Below are 19,605 nucleotides of genomic sequence, written 5' to 3'. Positions count from 1 at the left end.
CAGCACCGGCGCGGCGGCCCGCTCCCCGCGGGCCGCCGCGCCTCAGATCCGGACACCATCCCCGAGCCGCGACTCGCACCCGGTGTGCGAGCCCGAAATGCGAGGAATGATGAGTACCCCCACCTGGAGATCACGGTGCCTGAGCGCCCTGGTCGCGACGAGCCTGCTGGCGCTCGGCGGTCCGCTGATGACCGCCGAGGCGGCGGGCGGCCCCAACATAGCGCTCGGCGACAGCGCCTCGGCGAGCAGCGCCAACGGCGGATTCGGCGCCGCGAACATCACGGACGGCAACCAGGGCTCGTACTGGGAGAGCGCCGGCACGACCCTGCCGCAGTGGGTGCAGGCCGACCTCGGCACCGGCGAGCGCATCGACGAGGTCGTGCTGAAGCTGCCCGCGGGCTGGGAGAGCCGTACCCAGACGCTGTCCGTGCAGGGCAGCGCCGACGGCACCAGCTTCACCACCCTCAAGAGCTCCGCCGCCTACACCTTCAGTCCCGGGTCCGGGAACTCGGTGACCGTCTCCTTCCCGGCCTCCCAGACCCGCTTCGTCCGTGTCGCCATCAGCGCCAACACCGGCTGGCAGGCCGCCCAGCTCTCCGAACTGGAGGTGTACGCGGCCGACGGGTCCTCGCAGAATCTCGCGGCGGGCAAGACCCTGAAGGCCAGCAGCCACACCGAGGTGTACGCGGCCCCCAACGCCAACGACGGCAACCGGGCGAGCTACTGGGAGAGCGCCAACAACGCCTTTCCGCAGTGGATCGAGGCAGACCTCACCGCCTCCGTCGCCGTGAACCGTGTCGTGCTGAGGCTGCCGGCCGGCTGGGGCGCCCGCAGCCAGACCCTGAAGATCCAGGGCAGCGCGAACGGCACGGCCTACACCGATCTGTCGGCCTCGCAGGCGTACACCTTCAACGCGGCGAACGACAACACCGTCACGATCACCTTCGACTCCGCCACGACGCGCCACGTCCGCGTCCTGGTCACCGCCAACTCCGTCCAGCCGGCGGCCCAGGTGTCCGAGCTGGAGATCTACGGCCCGGCGAGCGGCGACACCCAGGCGCCGACCGCCCCCGCGAACCTGGCCTACACCGAGCCGGCGAGCGGGCAGATCAGGCTCACCTGGAGCGCCTCCACCGACAACGTCGGCGTGACGGGCTACGACATCTACGCCAACGGCGACCTGCTGACCTCCGTCGCCGGCAACGTCACGACGTTCACCGACAACCGCCCCGCGAACCAGACGGTCTCGTACCGCGTCCGTGCCAAGGACGCCGCCGGCAACCAGTCGGGCGACAGCAACACCGTCACCCGGCTCGGCGACTCCGGTGACACGCAGGCGCCGACGGCACCCGCGAACCTGGCCTACACCGAGCCGGCGAGCGGGCAGATCAGGCTCACCTGGAGCGCCTCCACCGACAACGTCGGCGTGACGGGCTACGACGTCTACGCCAACAACGTCCTGCGCGACAGCGTGGCAGGCAACGTCACCACCTTCACCGACAACCAGCCGCCGACGAGCACCGTCACCTACCACGTCCGCGCCAAGGACGCCGCCGGCAACCAGTCGGGCAACAGCAACAGCGTCACCCGCAACGGCAGCGGCAACGGCTCGAACCTCGCCGTCGGCAAGCCGATCGACGCCTCCTCCACGGTGCACACCTTCGTCGCCGCCAACGCCAACGACAACAACACGGCCACCTACTGGGAGGGCGCGGGCGGCAGCTACCCGAACACCCTCACCGTGAAGCTGGGCGCGAACGCCGACATCGACCGGCTCGTGCTCAAGCTGAACCCGGACAGCGCGTGGGGCACCCGCTCCCAGACCGTCGAGGTCCTCGGCCGGACGCAGAGCGCCACCGGCTTCACCGGCCTGGTCGCGTCCAGGAGCTACACCTTCGACCCGGCGAACGGCAACACGGTCACCGTCCCGGTCACCGCCCGGGTGGCCGACGTCCAACTGAAGTTCACGGCCAACTCCGGTGCCCCGGCCGGTCAGGTCGCCGAGTTCCAGGTCATCGGCGTCCCCGCGCCCAACCCGGACCTCGTGGTCACGAACCTCACCGCCTCGCCCGCCTCACCTGTCGAGTCGGACGAGATCACCGTGTCGGCCACCGTCCGCAACGACGGCCCGGCGGCGGCCGCCGCGAGCCGGGTCGCGCTGCGGCTCGGAGGCACCCAGGTCGCCACGGCGCAGGTCGGCGCCCTGGCAGCGGGCGCCCAGACCACGGTGAGCGCCTCCGTCGGGGCCCGCGACGCCGGATCGTACGAACTGAGCGCGGTCGCCGACGAGGCGAACGCGGTCATCGAGCAGAACGAGACCAACAACACCTACACCCGCTCCACCCCCCTCGTGGTCAGGCCCGTGGCCAGCTCGGACCTCGTGGCATCGTCGGTGACGACCACGCCGTCCAGCCCGGCGGCCGGTGACACGGTCACCTTCAAGGTGACGATGAAGAACCAGGGCAACGAGCCGAGCGCGTCGGGCAGTCACGGCGTGACGCTCACCCTGCTCGACGGTCAGGGCCAGACGGTCAAGACCCTGAACGGCGCTCACACCGGCACCCTCGCCGCGGGAGCCTCCGCCGACGTGAACCTCGGTCCGTGGACGGCCGCCAACGGCTCGTACACCGTGCGTACGGTCCTCGCCGACGACGCCAACGAACTGCCGGTCAAGCGCGCCAACAACACCTCCACGCAGCCGCTGTTCGTCGGCCGCGGCGCGAACATGCCGTACACCCACCAGGAGGCGGAGGACGGCACGGCCGGCGGCGGCGCGAGCGTCGTCGGACCCAACCGCACCGTCGGTGACATGGCCGGTGAGGCGTCCGGGCGCAAGGCGGTGAACCTGGACGCGACCGGCGAGTACGTCGAGTTCACCACCCGGGCCGCCACGAACACGCTGGTCACCCGCTTCTCGATCCCGGACGCCCCCGGAGGCGGGGGCATCGACTCCACCCTCAACGTGTACGTCGACGGCACCTTCAAGAAGGCACTGCCGCTGACCTCGAAGTACGCCTGGCTGTACGGCGCGGAGGCATCGCCCGGCAACTCGCCCGGCGCGGGGGCGCCCCGCCACATCTACGACGAGGCGCACATGATGTTCGCCGAGACCGTCCCGGCGGGCAGCAGGATCCGCCTGCAGAAGGACGCCGCGAACTCCGCCGGAAACTACGCGATCGACTTCGTCAGCCTGGAGCAGGTCGCCCCGGTGGCCAACCCGGACCCGGCCACCTACACGGTGCCCGCCGGCTTCACCCATCAGGACGTGCAGAACGCGCTCGACCGGGTGCGGATGGACACCACCGGCAGGCTCGTCGGTGTCTACCTGCCGCCCGGCGACTACCAGACGTCGAGCAAGTTCCAGGTGTACGGCAAGGCGGTGCGGGTCGTCGGCGCCGGTCCCTGGTACACCCGCTTCCACGCCCCCTCCACCCAGGACAACACCGACATCGGCTTCCGTGCCGAGGCGGCGGCCGGGGGCTCGCTCTTCAAGGGCTTCGCCTACTTCGGCAACTACACCTCGCGCATCGACGGCCCGGGCAAGGTCTTCGACTTCGCGAACGTGGCGGACATCGTCATCGACGACATCTGGAACGAGCACATGGTCTGCCTCTACTGGGGCGCCAACACGGACCGGATCACCATCAAGAACTCCCGGATCCGCAACATGTTCGCCGACGGCATCAACATGACCAACGGGTCGACGGACAACCTCGTCAGCAACAACGACGCGCGCGCCACCGGTGACGACAGCTTCGCGCTGTTCTCCGCCATCGACGCGGGCGGCGCGGACATGAAGAACAACGTCTACGAGAACCTGAGCTCCACCCTGACCTGGCGGGCGGCGGGTGTGGCCGTCTACGGCGGCTACGACAACACCTTCCGCAACATCCACATCGCCGACACCCTCGTCTACTCCGGCATCACGATCTCCTCGCTGGACTTCGGCTACCCGATGAACGGCTTCGGGACCCAGCCGACGACCTTCGAGAACATCTCGATCGTCCGGGCAGGCGGCCACTTCTGGGGCAACCAGACCTTCGGCGGCATATGGCTCTTCTCCGCCTCCAAGGTCTTCCAGGGCATCCGCGTCAACGACGTCGACATCGTCGATCCCACCTACAGCGGGATCATGTTCCAGACGAAGTACGACGGGGGCGGACGCCCGGAGAACCCGGTGAAGGACACCGTCCTCAACGACATCTCCATCTCCGGCGCCCGCAAGAGCGGGGACAACTGGGACGCCAAGTCCGGCATGGGCATCTGGGTCAACGAGATGCCCGAGCCGGGACAGGGCCCTGCGGTCGGCGAGGCGACCATCAACTGCCTGCGGATGAGCAACAACGCCGAGAACATCCGCAACACCACGACGACCTTCAGGCTCATCGTCAACCCCTGCTGATCGGGGGGTCCGCCCCCTGACGGCCACGCTCACGACCAGCGCCCGCCGCGTCCGGCGACGGGCGCTGGTCCCTTGCCGGGGGCAGCCCGACCGCAGGTGGTGATGCGGTAGTGGACCGCCTGTCTATTCAGTAGACGCATGGTCGTATACTTTTCGCATGGGACGAACGAGCGATGCCCGGGAGAAGATCCTCACCGCTGCCCAGTCTCTGATCGAAATGCGCGGTTACTCGGCGCTGGGTGTGGCCGAGATCTGCAAGGCGGCCGGGGTGCCGAAGGGTAGTTTCTACTACTTCTTCGAGTCCAAGGAGGCCCTGGCGCTGGCCGTGATCGACGAGCACTGGGCCGCGCAGCGGCGCGAGTGGGACCGCGTACTGCGCGGCGACCGGGAGCCGCTGCAGCGGCTCCGGCAGCTGTTCGAGGAGACCGCCGCGGCCCAGACCGCCGGCCAGGCGTCGTGCGGCACCGTGTCCGGCTGCATGTTCGGCAACCTGACGCTGGAGATGAGCAACCAGACCGAGGCGATCCGGGACCGACTGCAGCGGATCTTCGACGCCCAGGTGGACATGATCGAAGAGGTCGTCCGCGAGGCGTCGGAGCGTGGGGACGTGCGGGTCACCGACGTCCGCGACGCCGCTCGTTCCGTGGTCGCCCAGCTCGAAGGCCAGGTGCTCTTCGCCAAGCTGTACAACAGCACGGCCCCGCTCGACGCGCTCTGGAACAACGCCCTGGCCCTCCTGGGGGCGCGTGCCGCCGAGGGGAACGCGGCGGCAGTCTGACCGCGCGGCTCAGGCGAACGTGACGTCCTCGACGTCGATCGTGACGAGCTCGATGTCGCGCGCCACCGTCCCGTCCGCGCCCAGCGGGTGGACGCGTCGCCGGGTCGGCACCATGATGCCGCCGAAGCGCACGTGGTCGTAGGCGAAGTGTGCGGCCGGCCCGGCGTTGATGACCTCCGCGGTGTAGTCGTGCCTGCGGAGCAGGCCGTCCTCGCCGAAGTAGAAGAGCTGCTCGCGGCCGTGGGTGGCGATGTCGTCCGGGAAGGTGACCTTGAGCCGGCTCCACTCCTCGCCCTCCTCCGTGGTGACGGGGGGCAGCTCCTCGGTGCGGAAGCCGGGGGAGACGAAGCTGAACGGGGACGTCAGGTAGGTCCACATCGCGTAACCGGCGAAGTAGGCGACGTGCAGGTCGTCCCAGGGGGTTTCGAGCGTGTGGCCTTCGAAGGCCTGGCGGGGCGCGGTCCGCTCCGCCTGTTCCTCGCCCTCGGCGTTCAGCACGGCCACGTGGTCGGCGGTGAAGGAGGTGCGCAGGCCGGGGGCGGTGAACGGGCTGTGGCTCGCGTGCTGCCCGAGGAGATCGACTTCGACCGTGGCGCGGTCGAAGATCCCCTCCCGGCCCTTGAGGGCCCAGAGCGCTCCTCCCGAACGGAAGTCGACCGTGGCCGAGCCGTAGGCGCGGTAGCGGTCGAGGCCGCCGTGGGCGTCGATGACATGAGTCGCGAGATCGGTCATGACCAGTTCCTTCGAGTGCGTGGTGGTGCTTCTTCGGACGGCGGGTCTCGGAGTGGCGACCCCTTTCGATAATGACCGGTCGTCTTAAACTCTGCAAGCTCGATGCTCGTCCCCTGCTTGCCGCCATGTTTCCCTTGCTATGCTCTAAAGCGACCGATCGTCTCGAAGCTGTGCGCGGAGGCGAGTGTCATCGACGGGGTGACCGCCACTCTGTCCACGGAGGGAGTCACCGGTGCCGAGGGCAAGCCTGCGGGAGAACCTGATCGTCGCGGCGGTCCAGGAGTTCCACGCCCGTGGCTACGCGGCGACGGGCGTGAAGGACATCACCGACGCCGCCGGCGCGCCGAAGGGCTCGTTCTACAACCACTTCGACAGCAAGGAAGCCCTCGCCGTGATCGCCCTGGAGCGGTACGGCGCGACACGGCGGCTGGACGCGCTCCGGGACACCTCGGTCGCGCCGCTGACCCGGCTACGGCAGCACTTCGAGTTCCTGCGCGACGAAAACGTCCGGGCGGAGTTCAACGGGGGCTGCCTCGTGGGCGACCTCGCCGTCGAGGTCGCCGATCACAGTGACGCGCTGCGCGCGACGACCAGCCAGAGCTTCCAGGCATGGACCGACGCGCTCGCCTTCGCCCTCGCCGATGCCCAGCGGGCGGGCGAGGTGGCGAAGACCCTGGAGGCGGCCACGCTGGCGCGCTTCGTGCTGAACGCCTGGGAAGGCGCCCTCATCTCCGCCCGGGCCGACCGCTCGGCGCGCGCTTTCGAGACCTTCTTCACCGTCGTCTTCGGCGTGCTGCTGCGCTGAACGGCGACCGATGAGGCGTGCCGGGCCGGACGGCGGCGGCACCCGGCCCATGGGCGGGCCGGGCTCACGGACCGGAGGCCGGTCCCGAGGCGGCCAGGACGATCTCGTCGCTCTCGCGGGTGGCGGGGCCGGCGTCCCTCTTCGCCGAGGTCGCGGCCTTCCGGACCGTGCCTGGACCACGCCGCCGCAGCCCCATGGCTTCTCGATTCCTGACCGGTCCCGTCCGGGAGTGTCCGAGGAGACTCCCGTGAATTCGTGAGGCCGTTGAACACACCGGCTCCGTCTCCCGTATGGCACCCGGGGGGAACTCATGCCCGGGTCGACCAACGCGTAGGAGTACAACCGTGGGACGCAACACGCGCAGACGCCCAACCGGCGCGCGACGCGCGACATTCGCAGCCGTCGCGCTGATGCTGGGCGGCGGAGGACTGGTCGGTGTGAACGTGTACGCCTCCGCCACCGACAGCGGCGCGGGCGACAACGTCGGTGACACCAAGAGCGCGTCGGGCGCCGCCACGATCGACTGCCCCGACGTCGGCGAACGGCTGACCTCGGTGCCGGACGCGGCGCGGGCGGAGGTCGACAAGGAACTCGCCCTGCTCGACCAGCAGATCGCCGACGCTTACCGGCAACTGCAGCAGCAGCCCGCCGAGTCCGCCCAGGAAACGGTCGTCAACCCGCTGACCGAGCAGCGCGGCGCCACGATCGAGCGCATCGCGGTCGCCCTGGGCAACGCGGGCGAACGGCCGGACGGGCTGGAGGCCCTGGCGGCGTGCACGCTGCTGGAGGCCGAGGGCGCGCAGGAGGGCACCGGCGAGGGACAGGCCGGTGACGGCTCCGAAGGCGAGGGCGACGACCAGGCCGGGGACGGCGACCAGGGCGGCGGTGACCAAGGCGGCGAAGGCGGCGAAGGCCAGGGCGGCATCGGAGGCCAGGGCGGCAACGGACCCGTCGCCGCGGACTTCGCGGACATCGCCGCGGTCCAGCCCAACGTGGCGGCTCCGCCCCTGGCGGACGGCGCGTCCCGAGGCACCTTCACGACCAGTTGCGGTGTCAACGCCGGGGGTCTTTTCAACTCGGACAACGTGATCGTGGCCCCCGGTGTCACCAACGGGGCGCACCACTTCCACGACTACATCGGCAACCAGTCCAACGACGCGTTCGCCAGCGACGACGACCTCGCCGCCGCCGAGACCAGCTGCGACGACCAGGGCGACAAGTCGTCGTACTACTGGCCCGTGCTGCGTCTGCAGAACGGTACGCAGGAGCAGGACGCCCAGTCACCCGGCGGCGGCGTCGAAGGCAACGCCGGCGAGATCGTGACGCCGAAGGAGGTCACGCTGACGTTCGCGGGCAGCCCGCTCGGTGAGGTCACCGCCATGCCCCGGCTGCTGCGCATCATCACCGGCGACGCCAAGGCGTTCGTCAACGGCCCCGGCAACGCGAACGCCTCCTGGAGCTGCACCGGCTTCGAGGACCGGCAGTTGAAGGACAAGTACCCGCTCTGCCCGTCCGGCAGCGACGTGGTGCGTACCTTCCGCTTCCAGAGCTGCTGGGACGGCTCCAACATCGACAGCGCCAACCACCGTACGCACGTGGCCTTCGCGGACGCGTCCGGCAACTGCCCGTCCGGCTTCCGCGCGATCCCGCAGCTGGTGCAGCGGATCGTCTACGACGTGGACGCGCCGAGCCTGGACGACGGCGGAAGGACGACACCGTTGTTCGCGGTGGACTCCTTCCCGGAGCAGCTCCACAAGCCCGTCACCGACCACGGCGACTTCATCAACGTCTTCGACGAGGACCTGATGGGGGAGATGGTCGACTGCATCAACGACGGACGTCAGTGCGGCGCCGGTGCCGGAGACGGCGACAACGGCAACGGGGAGGAGCCGACCGCTCCGCCGGAGGACCCGCAGGACGGCGGCGGCGACGACGGCGGTGCGGAGGAGCCCGGGAACCCGGGTGACGGCGGCGGCGAGCAGCCTGGCGAGCCCGGTGACGGCGGCGGCGAGCAGCCCGGTGACGACGGTGGTGCGGAGGAGCCCGGCAACCCGGGTGACGACGGCGCCGAGCCCAGCGAGGCACCCGACGACGAAGCGGCCGATCCGGACGGCCCCCCGGCGACGAACACGCAGCGTCCCGTGGAGCCCAAGTCGGCGGGCACGCCGAACGCTCCGCTGCCGACCGCCACGTCCCGGGCGCCTGTCGCCGACGCCGGCGGCAACGGCACCGGCACGTCGGCCGGACAGCAGGTCGCCGCTCCCCAGGGGAACCAGGGCGACCTGGCCGAGACCGGCACGGGCCTGTGGCCCGCCGCGGCCGGCTCCGCACTGCTGGTCGCGGGCGGACTGCTCCTGGTGAGGACCCGACGCCGCCAGATGTAGCGAAGGCAGGTCACCCCCGACGTGCCCCGGCGTCGGCGCCCGCAGCGCCGCGCCGGGGCACGCGCCGTTCCCGGACGTCGACCGAAGGTCCGGGCGGGTCCGGCGTTCTTCCGGCGTGCCTGCGGGGGCGTGTGCCGGCCGTGCGGTAGAGGTGTCGGGCGGGGGCCTGGTCGGTCGGGAACTGGAGCGGGTCGTGACGATGGTCGGGTTGTTCTGGGTCACTCCGGACGCGGTGTACGTGGGGTCGCCACCGGCGGCCGACGGGAGTTGTGTCCGGCTGACCGCCGACGGACTGGAAGCCGTGGGCGCCGACGGGCCCCAGGCCTGGACCTGGGCGGGGCTGCGCTCCGCGGTGGTCGAGGATGTGCCCGTCGAGAGCGCGTCGGGCCGCGCGACACGCTTGATCGGGTCGGTGGTGTCGGCTGTGGCCGGTGCCTTCCTGGGGGAGGGACCGCCCCGGATGACACTGCGGCTGGAGACGGAGACCGGGTCGGAGGAGGTGCCCGTGTACTCGGCCGCTGCGGGAGGGTACGGCGCACAGGAGACGGCGTTGTCGCAGGACCTGCTCGCCCGGCTCGTCGCGGGAACCACGGACCAGGGCGCCGCCCGGGTGTGGGGTCGTGAGCACGGCTCGGAGCGCACACCCGAACCCCGGGTGCGCGAGGCATTGTTGCGGGCCTGGGCGGGGGAGCCCTCCCCGCCACGGTGAGGGTCGCCGACCGGCATCCACCCTCGTCGGGGCAGGGCCATCGGGGTGGACGCAGGCCGTGTCGGGCGTCGGGCGCGGACGAGGGCTGGCCATGCTGGGCCATGAACGGCGGCACCCTTCCCAGCGACAAGGAGCACGGCATGCCGACAGACGCGGTCGGACGATTCCTGGCGGCTCTGGACCCCGATCACCGGGCGACCGTGGGCGCCCGGCCCGACGCCGAACAGCGACGCCTCGCGGCCGCCTGGGAACGGGAGCTCGAAGCGGACGACGAGCTCGACACCCTCGACGAGTTGTCCCCGGCGGCGGCCGAACAGGAGGCCGCCCGCCGTGTGATGCGGCGCGAGGCCGAGTAGCGCCCGGCGCACCGGCCCGGCGATCCGCCGCTCCTCACCCCGCCATTCATCCCGCGCCGGGCAGCCCGAAGGTCGTGACGAGCGCCGGGAACAACGCCCTCGCCCGGAAGACCGTCGAGTAGGGGCCGGGGGCGGCACGGCGTGGGCACTGCCCGCGGATCACCCTGACGGCGCTGACTTCGCATGCCTTCCCGGGATGCCGGGCAGAGGAGACGTTGTTCCGTACCCGACCGTCCAGGGGGAGTCCTCGTGTCCGCATCGGTAAGTGACCCGGTCGCCTCACCGGAGGGCGGGGACGGTACTCCGCTACGGCGCGCCATCGGGCCCAGACTGCTGCTGCTGTTCGTGATCGGCGACATCCTCGGCACCGGCATCTACGCCACCACCGGGCAGGTCGCCGGCAAGGTCGGAGGGGCGCTGTGGCTGCCGTTCGTCATCGGGTTCGTCGTGGCGATCCTGACGGCGGCCTCGTACGTGGAACTCGTCGGGAAGTACCCGAAGGCGGCCGGGGCCGCGCTGTACACCCAGAAGGCGTTCAAGGTGCCGTTCCTGACCTTCATCGTCGCCTTCATGGTCATGTGCTCGGGCCTCTCCTCCGCGAGCGCGGCGGCCCGTGCCTTCAGCGGTGACTACCTCGCCGAGTTCACCGACTTCTTCCCGCCGACCTTGATCGCGATCCTCTTCATCCTCGCCCTCGCGGCCCTGGCGCTTCGCGGTGTCTCGGAGTCGGTGAAGACCAACGTGGTCCTGACCCTGGTGGAGCTGACCGGTCTGGCCATCATCCTGGCGATCGGCGCGTGGGCGGTGCTGACCGGTGACGGCGAGCCCTCCCGGCTCGGCGAGTTCCAGGCGGAAGGCACGGGGTACGCGCTGATCACCAGCGTGCTGGGCGCGACCGCCCTCGGCTTCTTCGCCTTCGTGGGCTTCGAGGACTCCGTCAACATGGCCGAGGAGACCAAGGACCCGGTGCGGGCCTTTCCGCGTGCCATCTTCATCGGCGTCGCCGTCACCGGGACCCTCTACGTGCTCGTCGCCCTGGTCTCCTCGCTGCTCGTCGACCATCGGGTGCTGGAGGGCTCCAGCGGCCCGCTGCTGGAGGTCGTCAAGGCCGGCGGCCTGGACTTCCCGCCGAAGCTGTTCGCGCTGATCGCCCTGTTCGCGGTCACCAACTCGGCGCTGATCAACATCATGATGGCCTCGCGCCTGTGCTACGGCATGGCCAACGAGCGCATCCTGCCCCGCGCCCTCGGCCGTGTCCTGCCGCGGCGCCGCACCCCGGTCGTCGGCATCGTCTTCGTGTCGCTGCTCGCCATCGGACTGGTCTCCACCGGGGAGATCGCGGGTCTCGGCGACACCACGGCCTTCCTGCTCCTGTGTGTCTTCGCCGTCGTCAACATCGCCGTGCTGGTGCTGCGCCGCGACCGCGTCGAGCACCAGCACTTCCGCACACCGACCGCCCTGCCGGTGCTGGGCGCGATCACGTGTCTGATCCTGGCCAGCCCGCTCTCGGACCGCCCCGCCGACGTCTACATCCGTGCGGGCGTACTGCTGGCCCTCGGGATCGTGCTCTGGGGGCTCAACAAGCTCGTGATGAGGACCGGGGGCGAGGAGGGAGCCCACTGATCAGGAAGCGGAGCCGGCCACGGCGGGGTCGTCTGCACCGGCGGACGCGCTCTCCCCCTCGTCCAGGGACATGTCCTTGGTCTCCTTGCAGAGCAGGAGCGCGGTCAGGGTGAGGACCGCCATCGAGGAGAGGTAGACGCCGACCAGCCACGGGGAGCCGTCACCGGTCTCCCACAGGGCCACCGCGATGAACGGCGCGACGGCCGCCCCGAGGATCGAGCTGACATTGTACGAGATGCCGGATCCCGTGTAGCGCACGCTGGTGGGGAAGAGCTCGGGCAGCAGCGCGCCCATCGGTCCGAACGTCATGCCCATCAAGGTGAAGCCGAGCACGAGCCACAGCACCACGCCGAGCGTGCCCAAGCCGATCAGCGGCACCCAGACCAGCCCGAAGACCACGATCGCGGCCGTGACCCAGAGCAGGGTCGCGCGCCGCCCGTACTTGTCGGCGAGCGGCCCGGAGACGAGGGTGAACGCGGCGAAGAACAGCACACCGAAGATCATCATCAGGACGAACGTGGTGTAGCCGTAGCCCAGACCCGGCACGGCGGCGTCCTTCGCGGTGCGTCCGTAGCTCAGCGAGAACGTGGTCATCAAATAGAAGAGCACGTACGTCGCCAGCATGATGAACGTGCCGAGGATCAGCTGCCTCCAGTGACCGCGGACCACGGTGACCAGCGGCAGCTTGCGCACCTTCCCGGCCTCGCGGGTCCTGGCGAAGACCTCCGACTCGACGAGCCGCGACCGCACCCACAGGCCGATCACGACCATGACGGCCGAGAACAGGAACGGGATGCGCCAGCCCCAGTCGACGAACGCGTCGGAGGGCTGCGTGGGGTCGGCGCCCGCCGCGGACGGCAGCAGGGCTCCGATGATCAGGAACAGGCCGTTGCCGATGATGAAGCCGAGCGGCGCTCCCAGCTGCGGGAACGTGCCGTACAGGGCGCGCTTGCCGCGGGGGGCGTTCTCCGTGGCGACCAGCGCGGCTCCGCTCCACTCGCCGCCGAGCGCGAAGCCCTGCGCGAGCCGCATCACCACGAGCAGCGCGGTGGCGATCCAGCCGGCCTGCGCGTAGGTGGGCAGGACGCCGATGAGGAATGTGGCGATGCCCATGGTCAGCAGGGAGGCGACAAGGGTCCGCTTGCGGCCCAGCCGGTCGCCGAGGTGTCCGAAGAAGACGGCCCCGACCGGTCGGGCGACCATCGCGGCGCCGAAGACCGCGAAGGACGCCAGCAGCGCGGTCGTGGGGTCGCTGCTGGGGAAGAACAGGGACGGGAAGACCAGGACGGCGGCGGTCGCGTAGATGTAGAAGTCGTAGAACTCGATCGTCGTCCCGATGAGGCTGGCGATCAGGACACGGGACCTCGGGTTGATGGGCGTCTGAGGTGAACCGGTGGCTGGTGCGGGCATCGCTCGGTCTTTCGCGCGAGGTGGAGAGCGGTCGCGTGGCCCCGGACGTCCGCCGCGTGTCCCCCTCGCCGAAAGACCGTGCGAACCGTACGGGTACGTCAACGATCTCAGCTGTCTTATTCTCCGGAAAGCGGATGCCGGCATGTGAGACCGTATCGCCGGTGCGGTGTGCTGACGGACGGCCTTCGTCGCGAGGCGGCCTACCTGCCGGGGACGGGAATGAGCAGGCAGCTGCTCGTGGCGTGCGCGAGCAGCCGGTCCGTGGTGTCGAACAGCTGCGCCTGCGCGAGGGCGGTGCGGCGGCCCTGGCTGAGCACCGTGCCGACGGCGCGTACCTTGCCCGTGTCCACGGTGATCGGACGCAGGAACTTCAGGGTCAGGTCGAGCGACGTGTAGCCCATGCCGGCGGGCAGCACGGACTGCACGGCGCAGCCGGCGGCGGAGTCGAGCAGCGTCGCGTAGACACCGCCATGGACGCTGCCGATGGGGTTGTAGTGCTCCTCGCCCGGTTCCATGGCGAAGACCGCGCGGCCCGCCTCGACCTCCTCCAGCCTGAAGTCGAGCGTCGCGGCGATGGGCGGGGCGGGCAGGCGCCCGGCCAGTACGTCCTGGAGGAACTCCAGACCGCTCGCCCGGCCGACCTCGGCCGCGGACACCTCGGGGTCCTCCCACTCGAACGTGCGTGACCTTGCCATGGGCGATCCCTCCGCGACCTGCTGACTATGTAATGCGAAGCTAGCCAGCGACACCTCTGGATGTCAATGCCGAAGCCAGCCTACGATGGGCGCATGACCTGGCTGGAGACCAGTACCGAGAACTGCACGGTGCAACGCACCCTTGAGCTGGTCGGCGAGAAGTGGTCGCTGCTGGTGCTGCGCGACGCCATGAACGGCGTGCGCCGCTTCGACGACTTCCGCCGTCACATGGGGCTGTCCGAGGCGGTGCTGGCGGACCGGCTGCGCAAGCTGGTCCACGCCGGGATCCTGGAGACCGTCCCGTATCGCGAGCCCGGCACCCGCACGCGGTACGAGTACCGGCTCACTCCCAAGGGCTGGGACCTGTGGCCCGCGATGATCGCGCTCAAGCAGTGGGGCGACCGTCACACCGCGGACCCGGAGGGTCCGCCCCTGGAGGTCCGCCACCGCGACTGCGGCGAGGCGGTCGAGGCTGTGATCGTCTGCCCCGGCGGCCACGGCGCGCTCACTCCTCGGCAGGCGTACACCCGCCCCGGAGCCTCGGCCCGCACCTCGCCCTCGCCCTGAGGGTCGGTGCGGTTCCGGTGGCACGCGCGCGGGGACGGCACGCGCGCGGGGACGGCGAGACGAGCGGACGGCGAGCCGCGGGGACGGCGGCCCGCCCCCGCGCCCCGGTGCGTCAGTCGACCACCATGCCGGCCGTCACGCGTGCCGGTGCTGCCTGCGCCGACCCGAAGTTGTCCTCGACCTCCGCCTTCTCGCCCGCGTCGGGGTAGGGGTTCGTGCAGGACACGCCGGCGCTGGAACCGGACATCAGGCTGGTGCAGGGGCCGGGTTTGCGGTCCGGCAGGCCCAGGATGTGGCCGAGTTCGTGGGCCGATATGCGGACCGTGTCGTAGCCCTGGTCCACGGCCTGGCGCCCGATGTAGACGGTTCCCCTGCCGAGCGAGGTGGTGAGGGCCCGCGGCCAGCCGTCGTCCGCCAGGATGCGGATGTCGGCGCGTTGCCCGGAGGCGGCCGGGCGCAGCTCGACGCCGTCCACGCTCTCGTTCCAGATGGCCGCGCCGCGGTCCACGGCGGCCCTGAACTCGGCGGACGAGCGTGCGTCGTAGGTGACGACGCGTGCCGCGTGGGGCCGCGTGCCGGCGTCCGCGGGTGCCGCGTGCGCCTGGCCCGCGGCGACCAGGGTGGCCGCGAAGCCGGCGGCGAGGACGGGGACGAACGTGCGTGCGTGCAAGGTCGGCCTCCTGTGGGGGAAGGTGGGCGTGTGCATGTCACACTCTGCTGGGCACCCTGCCCGTCCTCACCGGCCGTCAATCCCTCGATCCGTGCCGCACCGCACGGACCTGTGCCCGCGACGGACCCGCGCCCACCGGTACGGCGGCACGGGCCGCGTCACACCAGATGGGCGAAGACCACCAGGTTCTCGGTGTAGTCCTTCACCGAGTGGTCGTAGTCCCCCGCGCAGGTGATGAGCCGGACCTCGGGCCGGTCCGTGTCGGCGTACACGCGCCCGTCGGGGAAGTCGTCCTTCGGGAAGGTCTCCGTGTCGTCCACGACGAAGTCCGCCTTGCGCCCGTCGGCCCGGTCGACGGAGAACCGGTCCCCGGGCCGGAGTTCGTACAGTCCCGCGAAGACGGCCGCCGAGGTGGCCGTGTCGACGTGGCCGGCGATGATCGAGGCCCCCCGCTCGCCGGGCGAGGCGCCCTCGGCGTACCAGCCGACGAGATTGGTGTCGGCCGCGGGCGGCGGCTCCAGCCGGCCCGAGTCGTCGACGTCGAGCGAGGTGAAAGGGGCGTCCACGGAGATGCGCGGGATGAGCAGCCGGGTCGGCGCGGAGCGGGGCAGCGGCCGCGCGCTCTGCCGCGGGTCCATGTCCGCCGCGGACGAGCCCGGGGGACGCGAGGACTGCGTGGTGCCGTCGGGCTGGTTGTCGCCGAACACGCTGACGGCGATGACGACGATCGCCACGCCCCACAGGGTCAGCCGGCCGCCCCGGCCCGGTTGCTGACCGTCCGTCGCCCGCTCGGCGGGGGGTGCGGAGGGGGGACCTGCTGTCATCGGACATCACCTCACTCGGGCACGACAGCGCGGGCTACGGGGTTCGGGAGCGGCGCGGGCCGCCGGCACGGTGTGCGCCGGCGGCGGCCGCGTCCCTGCGGAGCGGAGACCCGTCAGGACCCCTGTTCGATGGCCTTCTTGCGGCGCAGCGCGTACATGCCCGTCGCGCCCACCGCGAGAATGGCCAGTCCACCCGTCGTGACGCCGGGCGAGGCGAGCCCGCCGCCACCGGTGTGCATGCCACCGCGCGGCTTGTCGTGGTCGTCGCCGCCGCCCCAGCTGTCCTTGCCGTGCCCGCTGTCCTTGCTCTTGTAGGACTCCTCTTCCTTGTCCTTGTAGGAGTCCTCGTGTTCGCTGTCGCCGTGGCTCGAACTCCACTCGTCACCGCCCTGCACCGCGGCGAGAGCGCCACCACCGGTGCGCATTCCGCCACGCGGTCCGTCGTGGTTGCCGTCCTTGCCGTAATCCTTGTTGTATGACTTGTCGTGGTCGCTGGAGCTCTTGTCGTAGTCCTGGCCGGAGCCGCTGTCGTACTCCTTGCTGTACGAGGAGTCGTCGTGGCCGCCGTGGCCCTCGGCCGGTGCGGCGAAGGCGCTGCCGGGCGTCGCGAAGGTGAGCGCGGCGGAGGTGGCCGCCGTGGCGAGGAGAATGCGGGCAGAACGCATATCGGTGTCCTTCCGCCGTGGCCGGGCAGCGGACACGTCATCAACTGGAATGAACCCGGCCTCGACACGAACCACCGTCAGCCAGTCCCCTGCCGCGCACCATTCGGGCCGCCCAGCCGTGTCATGGCGCCACCCGTCTGCCCCACCGACACGCCGCCGCGTCCCCCTGTCGGCCGAGCCCGATGTCACCCGGCTGCCCGCGGGCGGTCCCTCGAAGGGCCCGAACGCCGTCCGGCTCCCGGACGAGGACGACCCCGAGCGCTGTGCCTTCCCGGGATCCGGCCGCCCGGCGTCCCGGGGCGTCGGCTTCCCGTGGGGGTCAGCCGCCGGCGAGCATGCCCCTGCGCAGGCGCTCGATGGTGCGGGAGAGCAGCCGGGAGACGTGCATCTGGGAGCAGCCGAGGCGTTCGCCGATCTGCGCCTGCGTGAGTTCGTCGACGAAGCGCCAGTGGATGATCTGCCGGGACCGCTCGTCCAGGTCGGCGATCAGCGGGGCCAGGGCGTGGAAGTCCTCCACCAGTTCCATGGCGGCGTCCTCGGCGCCGATGAAGTCGGCCAGCACCGCCTCGCCCTCCTCGCTGCCGCCGAGCGTGGCGTCCAGGGAGGCCGAGTTGTAGCCGTTGGCGGCGATCCGGGCCTCGACGACCTCCTCCTCGGAGAGGTTCATCAGCTCTGCCAGCTCCTTGACCGTCGGCATGCGGTCCAGGCGGGAGCGCAGTTCCTCACTGGCGCGGGCCAGCTCGACACGGGCCTCCTGGAGACGGCGCGGCACGTGCACGGCCCAGGACGTGTCACGGAAGAACCGCTTGATCTCGCCGACGATGTACGGGATGGCGAACGAGGTGAACTCGACCTCGCGCGACAGCTCGAACCGGTCGATCGCCTTGATCAGCCCGATGATGCCGACCTGGACGATGTCCTCCATCTCGTCCGCGCCACGGCTGCGGAAGCGGCCGGCCGCGTAGCGGACGAGAGAGGTGTTCATCTCGATCAGCGTGTTGCGTGCGTACTGGTACTCGGGAGTGCCCTCCTCCAGTACCGCGAGCCGCTCGAAGAACCGCTTCGACAGGGACCGCGCGTCCTTCGGCGCGACCTTCGCCGGGTCGGCCACCTCGGGCAGTGCGCCGACGGCGGCCTGCCCGACGCCGGTCCTCGTGCTCGATGCCGCGGTCGCGGTCATGGTTCCCAGCCCCTCCCTGTGCGGATCCACCGACCCCTTCACCGATGGGTCGATGACACGGCGCCTACCCAGGGTCCGGCAGAGCATGCGTGAGGAGGCCGCGGGACGGGGCGACCCGGGCCGGTTCCCCTACGGCCGGCCCAGGAGGGTCAGTGCCGCCGCCGTCATGGCCTTCGTCGCCGAGGGCAGGGCGATGGGCAGGTGCGGGGCGAACGCGGGGGAGTGGTTCGAGGGGAGCGACGCGAGCCGTTCCGCGGCGTTCGCGCCGCTGGTGGCCGCCCACTGACGCGGGCCCACGACCCCGACCATCCAGTAGCCCAGCGGGATTCCGGCGCAGCCGTGGATCTCCTGGCCGGCGTCGCCGTACAGCCCGAAGTCCTCCGTCGCCATCGACGGCGCCCACGGCAGGACCCGTTCGGCGCCCAGCACTTCGCGATGGGCCTCGCGTGTCAGCGCGGTCACCTCCCCGTCGGGGAGGGTGGCGGGAGAGCGCGAGACCACCGTGACGTCGGGGTCGCGAGGGCAGCCGGACGCGGCCGACTCGGCGCGCACGACGCGCTCGACCGCCGCAACGGCACGGTCCAGGGACGCCTGGGACAGCGCGCGCACCGTGATGCCGAGGTCCGCGCTGTCCGGTACGACGCCGCTGTGCGAGCCCGCGTGGATCCGGCCGACGGTCACGGTGACCTGTTCGGCGGGGGCACTCTCGCGGGAGACGACGCCCTGGAGTCGCAACACCACCGCGGCCGCGGCGAGTACCGGGTCCACCGTCAGGTGCGGGGCTCCGGCGTGGCCGCCCCGGCCGTGCAGGGTGACGTCCAGCTGGACGCTGCCCGCCAGCACGGGCTGTCCGTAGCCATGGGCCACCATGCCGCCCAGGAGGGGGGCGGTGTGCTGGGCGAGCACCGCGTCGGGGCGGCCGAAGCGCGTGTACAGGCCGTCCTCCAGCATGGCCCGCGCGCCCGTCAGCGTCTCCTCGGCCGGCTGGCCGACGACCACCACCGTGCCCCGCCAGTGCTCCGGCGCGCGGGCCAGCAGGGTGGCGGCGCCGAGCAGCGCGGCCGCGTGCACGTCATGGCCGCAGGCGTGCATGAAGGGGCCCTCGGCGGAATAGGGCAGCCCGGTCTCCTCCCGGACCGGCAGGGCGTCCAGTTCGGCCCGCAGATAGACGCGCGGTCCCTCGCCGTTGGTGAGGACACCGACCACACCGTGGCCGCCGACGCCCCGCGTCACCGCGTACCCCTCGGCCGTCAGTTCCTCGGCGAGGCGGGCCGCGGTGCGGGACTCCTCGCCCGACGGTTCCGGATGCCGGTGCAGGTCCATCGCGAAGACGGTCAGCGGGCGCAGCACCGCGTCCAACCGCCGCAGGACGGAACCGTACGTGTCCGAGGGGTCGATCGCCGTGGTGCTCACCCGGACATGATCCGCCGCGCGGCCGGCCGGCCGCTGTCAGGGCGCTGTCACCGCACGACAGCGCCCTGACAGCGGACGGCACCTGGATGCGTCAGTGGCGACCGGTCCAATGAAGGGGTCGAACACCCCGGGAGCAGCCCGGTGGTGTCCTCACCTCAGGAGTGACCATGGCTGACAAGTCGACCCTCGCCGCCCTCGCCGACGAGATCCTGGAGCTCGAGTCGGAGACCTTCGAGATCTCGGACTACTCGGACGCCAGCGAGGTCGTGCTCGCCGGTTCCACGAGCTGCTCCTCGACCTCCACCTGCTCCTCCACCACCAGCACCACCTCCTGCAGCGCCTGATCACAGGCCCGCAGCACGTCGGCGTCCGGCCTGGCCGGACGCCGAAAC

Annotated in this window: 18 protein-coding genes; 9 read left to right on the top strand and 9 right to left on the bottom strand. The window is 71.1% G+C overall.

Features of this window, described 5'->3' with window-relative positions; genetic code table 11:
- Nucleotides 1-109: 109 nt before the first annotated feature.
- Both ACWCPM_RS17975 and ACWCPM_RS17970 read left to right on the top strand, forming a co-directional pair.
- On the top strand, nt 110-4,402 hold the full coding sequence (locus tag ACWCPM_RS17975; RefSeq protein WP_450977149.1) for a discoidin domain-containing protein: 4,293 nt from the start codon (nt 110-112) through the stop codon (nt 4,400-4,402).
- Between the two features lie 157 nt (nt 4,403-4,559).
- On the top strand, nt 4,560-5,180 hold the full coding sequence (locus tag ACWCPM_RS17970) for a TetR/AcrR family transcriptional regulator (protein WP_450977148.1): 621 nt from the start codon (nt 4,560-4,562) through the stop codon (nt 5,178-5,180).
- A 9-nt stretch (nt 5,181-5,189) separates the two neighbouring features.
- Here the strand turns inward: ACWCPM_RS17970 and ACWCPM_RS17965 are convergent, their stop codons facing one another.
- Complete coding sequence (locus ACWCPM_RS17965; RefSeq protein ID WP_450977147.1) at nt 5,190-5,912, bottom strand: hypothetical protein; 723 nt, start codon at nt 5,910-5,912, stop codon at nt 5,190-5,192.
- 232 nt (nt 5,913-6,144) lie between these two features.
- On the opposite strand from ACWCPM_RS17965, the gene ACWCPM_RS17960 reads away from it, so the two are divergent.
- A complete protein-coding gene (locus ACWCPM_RS17960) occupies nt 6,145-6,717 on the top strand; it encodes a TetR family transcriptional regulator C-terminal domain-containing protein (protein ID WP_450977146.1) in 573 nt (190 codons plus the stop codon).
- Between the two features lie 64 nt (nt 6,718-6,781).
- Here ACWCPM_RS17960 and ACWCPM_RS17955 read toward each other — a convergent pair whose 3' ends face one another.
- Nucleotides 6,782-6,913, bottom strand: a complete 132-nt coding sequence (locus tag ACWCPM_RS17955) for a hypothetical protein (RefSeq protein WP_450977145.1) — start codon at nt 6,911-6,913, stop codon at nt 6,782-6,784.
- A gap of 214 nt (nt 6,914-7,127) precedes the next feature.
- On the opposite strand from ACWCPM_RS17955, the gene ACWCPM_RS17950 reads away from it, so the two are divergent.
- The 4 genes from ACWCPM_RS17950 to ACWCPM_RS17935 all read left to right on the top strand — a co-directional run bounded on the left by ACWCPM_RS17950 (nt 7,128) and on the right by ACWCPM_RS17935 (nt 11,789).
- On the top strand, nt 7,128-9,101 hold the full coding sequence (locus tag ACWCPM_RS17950; RefSeq protein ID WP_450977175.1) for a DUF1996 domain-containing protein: 1,974 nt from the start codon (nt 7,128-7,130) through the stop codon (nt 9,099-9,101).
- A 193-nt stretch (nt 9,102-9,294) separates the two neighbouring features.
- Nucleotides 9,295-9,810 carry a hypothetical protein gene (locus ACWCPM_RS17945; RefSeq protein WP_450977144.1) on the top strand — a complete coding sequence of 172 codons (516 nt, stop codon included), beginning with the start codon at nt 9,295-9,297 and terminating at the stop codon, nt 9,808-9,810.
- Between the two features lie 140 nt (nt 9,811-9,950).
- Nucleotides 9,951-10,166 carry a hypothetical protein gene (locus ACWCPM_RS17940; RefSeq protein WP_450977143.1) on the top strand — a complete coding sequence of 72 codons (216 nt, stop codon included), beginning with the start codon at nt 9,951-9,953 and terminating at the stop codon, nt 10,164-10,166.
- 249 nt (nt 10,167-10,415) lie between these two features.
- Nucleotides 10,416-11,789: an APC family permease gene (locus tag ACWCPM_RS17935; protein ID WP_450977142.1), complete on the top strand. Its 1,374-nt coding sequence runs from the start codon at nt 10,416-10,418 to the stop codon at nt 11,787-11,789.
- Here ACWCPM_RS17935 and ACWCPM_RS17930 read toward each other — a convergent pair whose 3' ends face one another.
- Nucleotides 11,790-13,199 (bottom strand): MFS transporter, encoded by a 1,410-nt coding sequence (locus tag ACWCPM_RS17930; protein WP_450977141.1) that lies wholly within the window; start codon nt 13,197-13,199, stop codon nt 11,790-11,792.
- 200 nt (nt 13,200-13,399) lie between these two features.
- Nucleotides 13,400-13,894: a PaaI family thioesterase gene (locus ACWCPM_RS17925; RefSeq protein WP_450977140.1), complete on the bottom strand. Its 495-nt coding sequence runs from the start codon at nt 13,892-13,894 to the stop codon at nt 13,400-13,402.
- 93 nt (nt 13,895-13,987) lie between these two features.
- Here ACWCPM_RS17925 and ACWCPM_RS17920 point away from each other — a divergent pair, with 93 nt between their 5' ends.
- The gene (locus tag ACWCPM_RS17920) at nt 13,988-14,461 is read left to right on the top strand and encodes a winged helix-turn-helix transcriptional regulator (protein WP_450977139.1); all 474 of its coding nucleotides are present in this window, start codon (nt 13,988-13,990) and stop codon (nt 14,459-14,461) included.
- Nucleotides 14,462-14,573: 112 nt separating this feature from the next.
- Here ACWCPM_RS17920 and ACWCPM_RS17915 read toward each other — a convergent pair whose 3' ends face one another.
- The 5 genes from ACWCPM_RS17915 to ACWCPM_RS17895 all read right to left on the bottom strand — a co-directional run bounded on the left by ACWCPM_RS17915 (nt 14,574) and on the right by ACWCPM_RS17895 (nt 19,213).
- Nucleotides 14,574-15,131 (bottom strand): snapalysin family zinc-dependent metalloprotease, encoded by a 558-nt coding sequence (locus tag ACWCPM_RS17915; RefSeq protein WP_450977138.1) that lies wholly within the window; start codon nt 15,129-15,131, stop codon nt 14,574-14,576.
- A 158-nt stretch (nt 15,132-15,289) separates the two neighbouring features.
- Nucleotides 15,290-15,955, bottom strand: a complete 666-nt coding sequence (locus ACWCPM_RS17910; RefSeq protein WP_450977137.1) for a class F sortase — start codon at nt 15,953-15,955, stop codon at nt 15,290-15,292.
- A 113-nt stretch (nt 15,956-16,068) separates the two neighbouring features.
- On the bottom strand, nt 16,069-16,620 hold the full coding sequence (locus tag ACWCPM_RS17905; RefSeq protein WP_450977136.1) for a hypothetical protein: 552 nt from the start codon (nt 16,618-16,620) through the stop codon (nt 16,069-16,071).
- 319 nt (nt 16,621-16,939) lie between these two features.
- Nucleotides 16,940-17,800 carry an RNA polymerase sigma factor SigF gene (locus tag ACWCPM_RS17900; RefSeq protein ID WP_450977135.1) on the bottom strand — a complete coding sequence of 287 codons (861 nt, stop codon included), beginning with the start codon at nt 17,798-17,800 and terminating at the stop codon, nt 16,940-16,942.
- Nucleotides 17,801-17,929: 129 nt separating this feature from the next.
- Nucleotides 17,930-19,213 (bottom strand): amidohydrolase, encoded by a 1,284-nt coding sequence (locus tag ACWCPM_RS17895; protein WP_450977134.1) that lies wholly within the window; start codon nt 19,211-19,213, stop codon nt 17,930-17,932.
- Between the two features lie 167 nt (nt 19,214-19,380).
- Here ACWCPM_RS17895 and ACWCPM_RS17890 point away from each other — a divergent pair, with 167 nt between their 5' ends.
- Complete coding sequence (locus ACWCPM_RS17890) at nt 19,381-19,557, top strand: thiazolylpeptide-type bacteriocin (protein ID WP_053760578.1); 177 nt, start codon at nt 19,381-19,383, stop codon at nt 19,555-19,557.
- Nucleotides 19,558-19,605 lie beyond the last annotated feature (48 nt).

The organism is Streptomyces sp. NPDC002309 (assembly GCF_053593375.1).
Note: the sequence above shows the minus strand (reverse complement) of the source record. Positions and strands in the feature narration are given on the sequence as shown.

Coding starts and splice junctions, on each gene's coding strand:
- ACWCPM_RS17975 (WP_450977149.1), top strand. CDS start 110: ATGAGTACCCCCACCTGGAGATCACGGTGCCTGAGCGCCCTGGTCGCG.
- ACWCPM_RS17970 (WP_450977148.1), top strand. CDS start 4,560: ATGGGACGAACGAGCGATGCCCGGGAGAAGATCCTCACCGCTGCCCAG.
- ACWCPM_RS17965 (WP_450977147.1), bottom strand. CDS start 5,912: ATGACCGATCTCGCGACTCATGTCATCGACGCCCACGGCGGCCTCGAC.
- ACWCPM_RS17955 (WP_450977145.1), bottom strand. CDS start 6,913: ATGGGGCTGCGGCGGCGTGGTCCAGGCACGGTCCGGAAGGCCGCGACC.
- ACWCPM_RS17950 (WP_450977175.1), top strand. CDS start 7,128: ATGCTGGGCGGCGGAGGACTGGTCGGTGTGAACGTGTACGCCTCCGCC.
- ACWCPM_RS17940 (WP_450977143.1), top strand. CDS start 9,951: ATGCCGACAGACGCGGTCGGACGATTCCTGGCGGCTCTGGACCCCGAT.
- ACWCPM_RS17930 (WP_450977141.1), bottom strand. CDS start 13,199: ATGCCCGCACCAGCCACCGGTTCACCTCAGACGCCCATCAACCCGAGG.
- ACWCPM_RS17925 (WP_450977140.1), bottom strand. CDS start 13,894: ATGGCAAGGTCACGCACGTTCGAGTGGGAGGACCCCGAGGTGTCCGCG.
- ACWCPM_RS17920 (WP_450977139.1), top strand. CDS start 13,988: ATGACCTGGCTGGAGACCAGTACCGAGAACTGCACGGTGCAACGCACC.
- ACWCPM_RS17910 (WP_450977137.1), bottom strand. CDS start 15,955: ATGACAGCAGGTCCCCCCTCCGCACCCCCCGCCGAGCGGGCGACGGAC.
- ACWCPM_RS17905 (WP_450977136.1), bottom strand. CDS start 16,620: ATGCGTTCTGCCCGCATTCTCCTCGCCACGGCGGCCACCTCCGCCGCG.
- ACWCPM_RS17900 (WP_450977135.1), bottom strand. CDS start 17,800: ATGACCGCGACCGCGGCATCGAGCACGAGGACCGGCGTCGGGCAGGCC.
- ACWCPM_RS17890 (WP_053760578.1), top strand. CDS start 19,381: ATGGCTGACAAGTCGACCCTCGCCGCCCTCGCCGACGAGATCCTGGAG.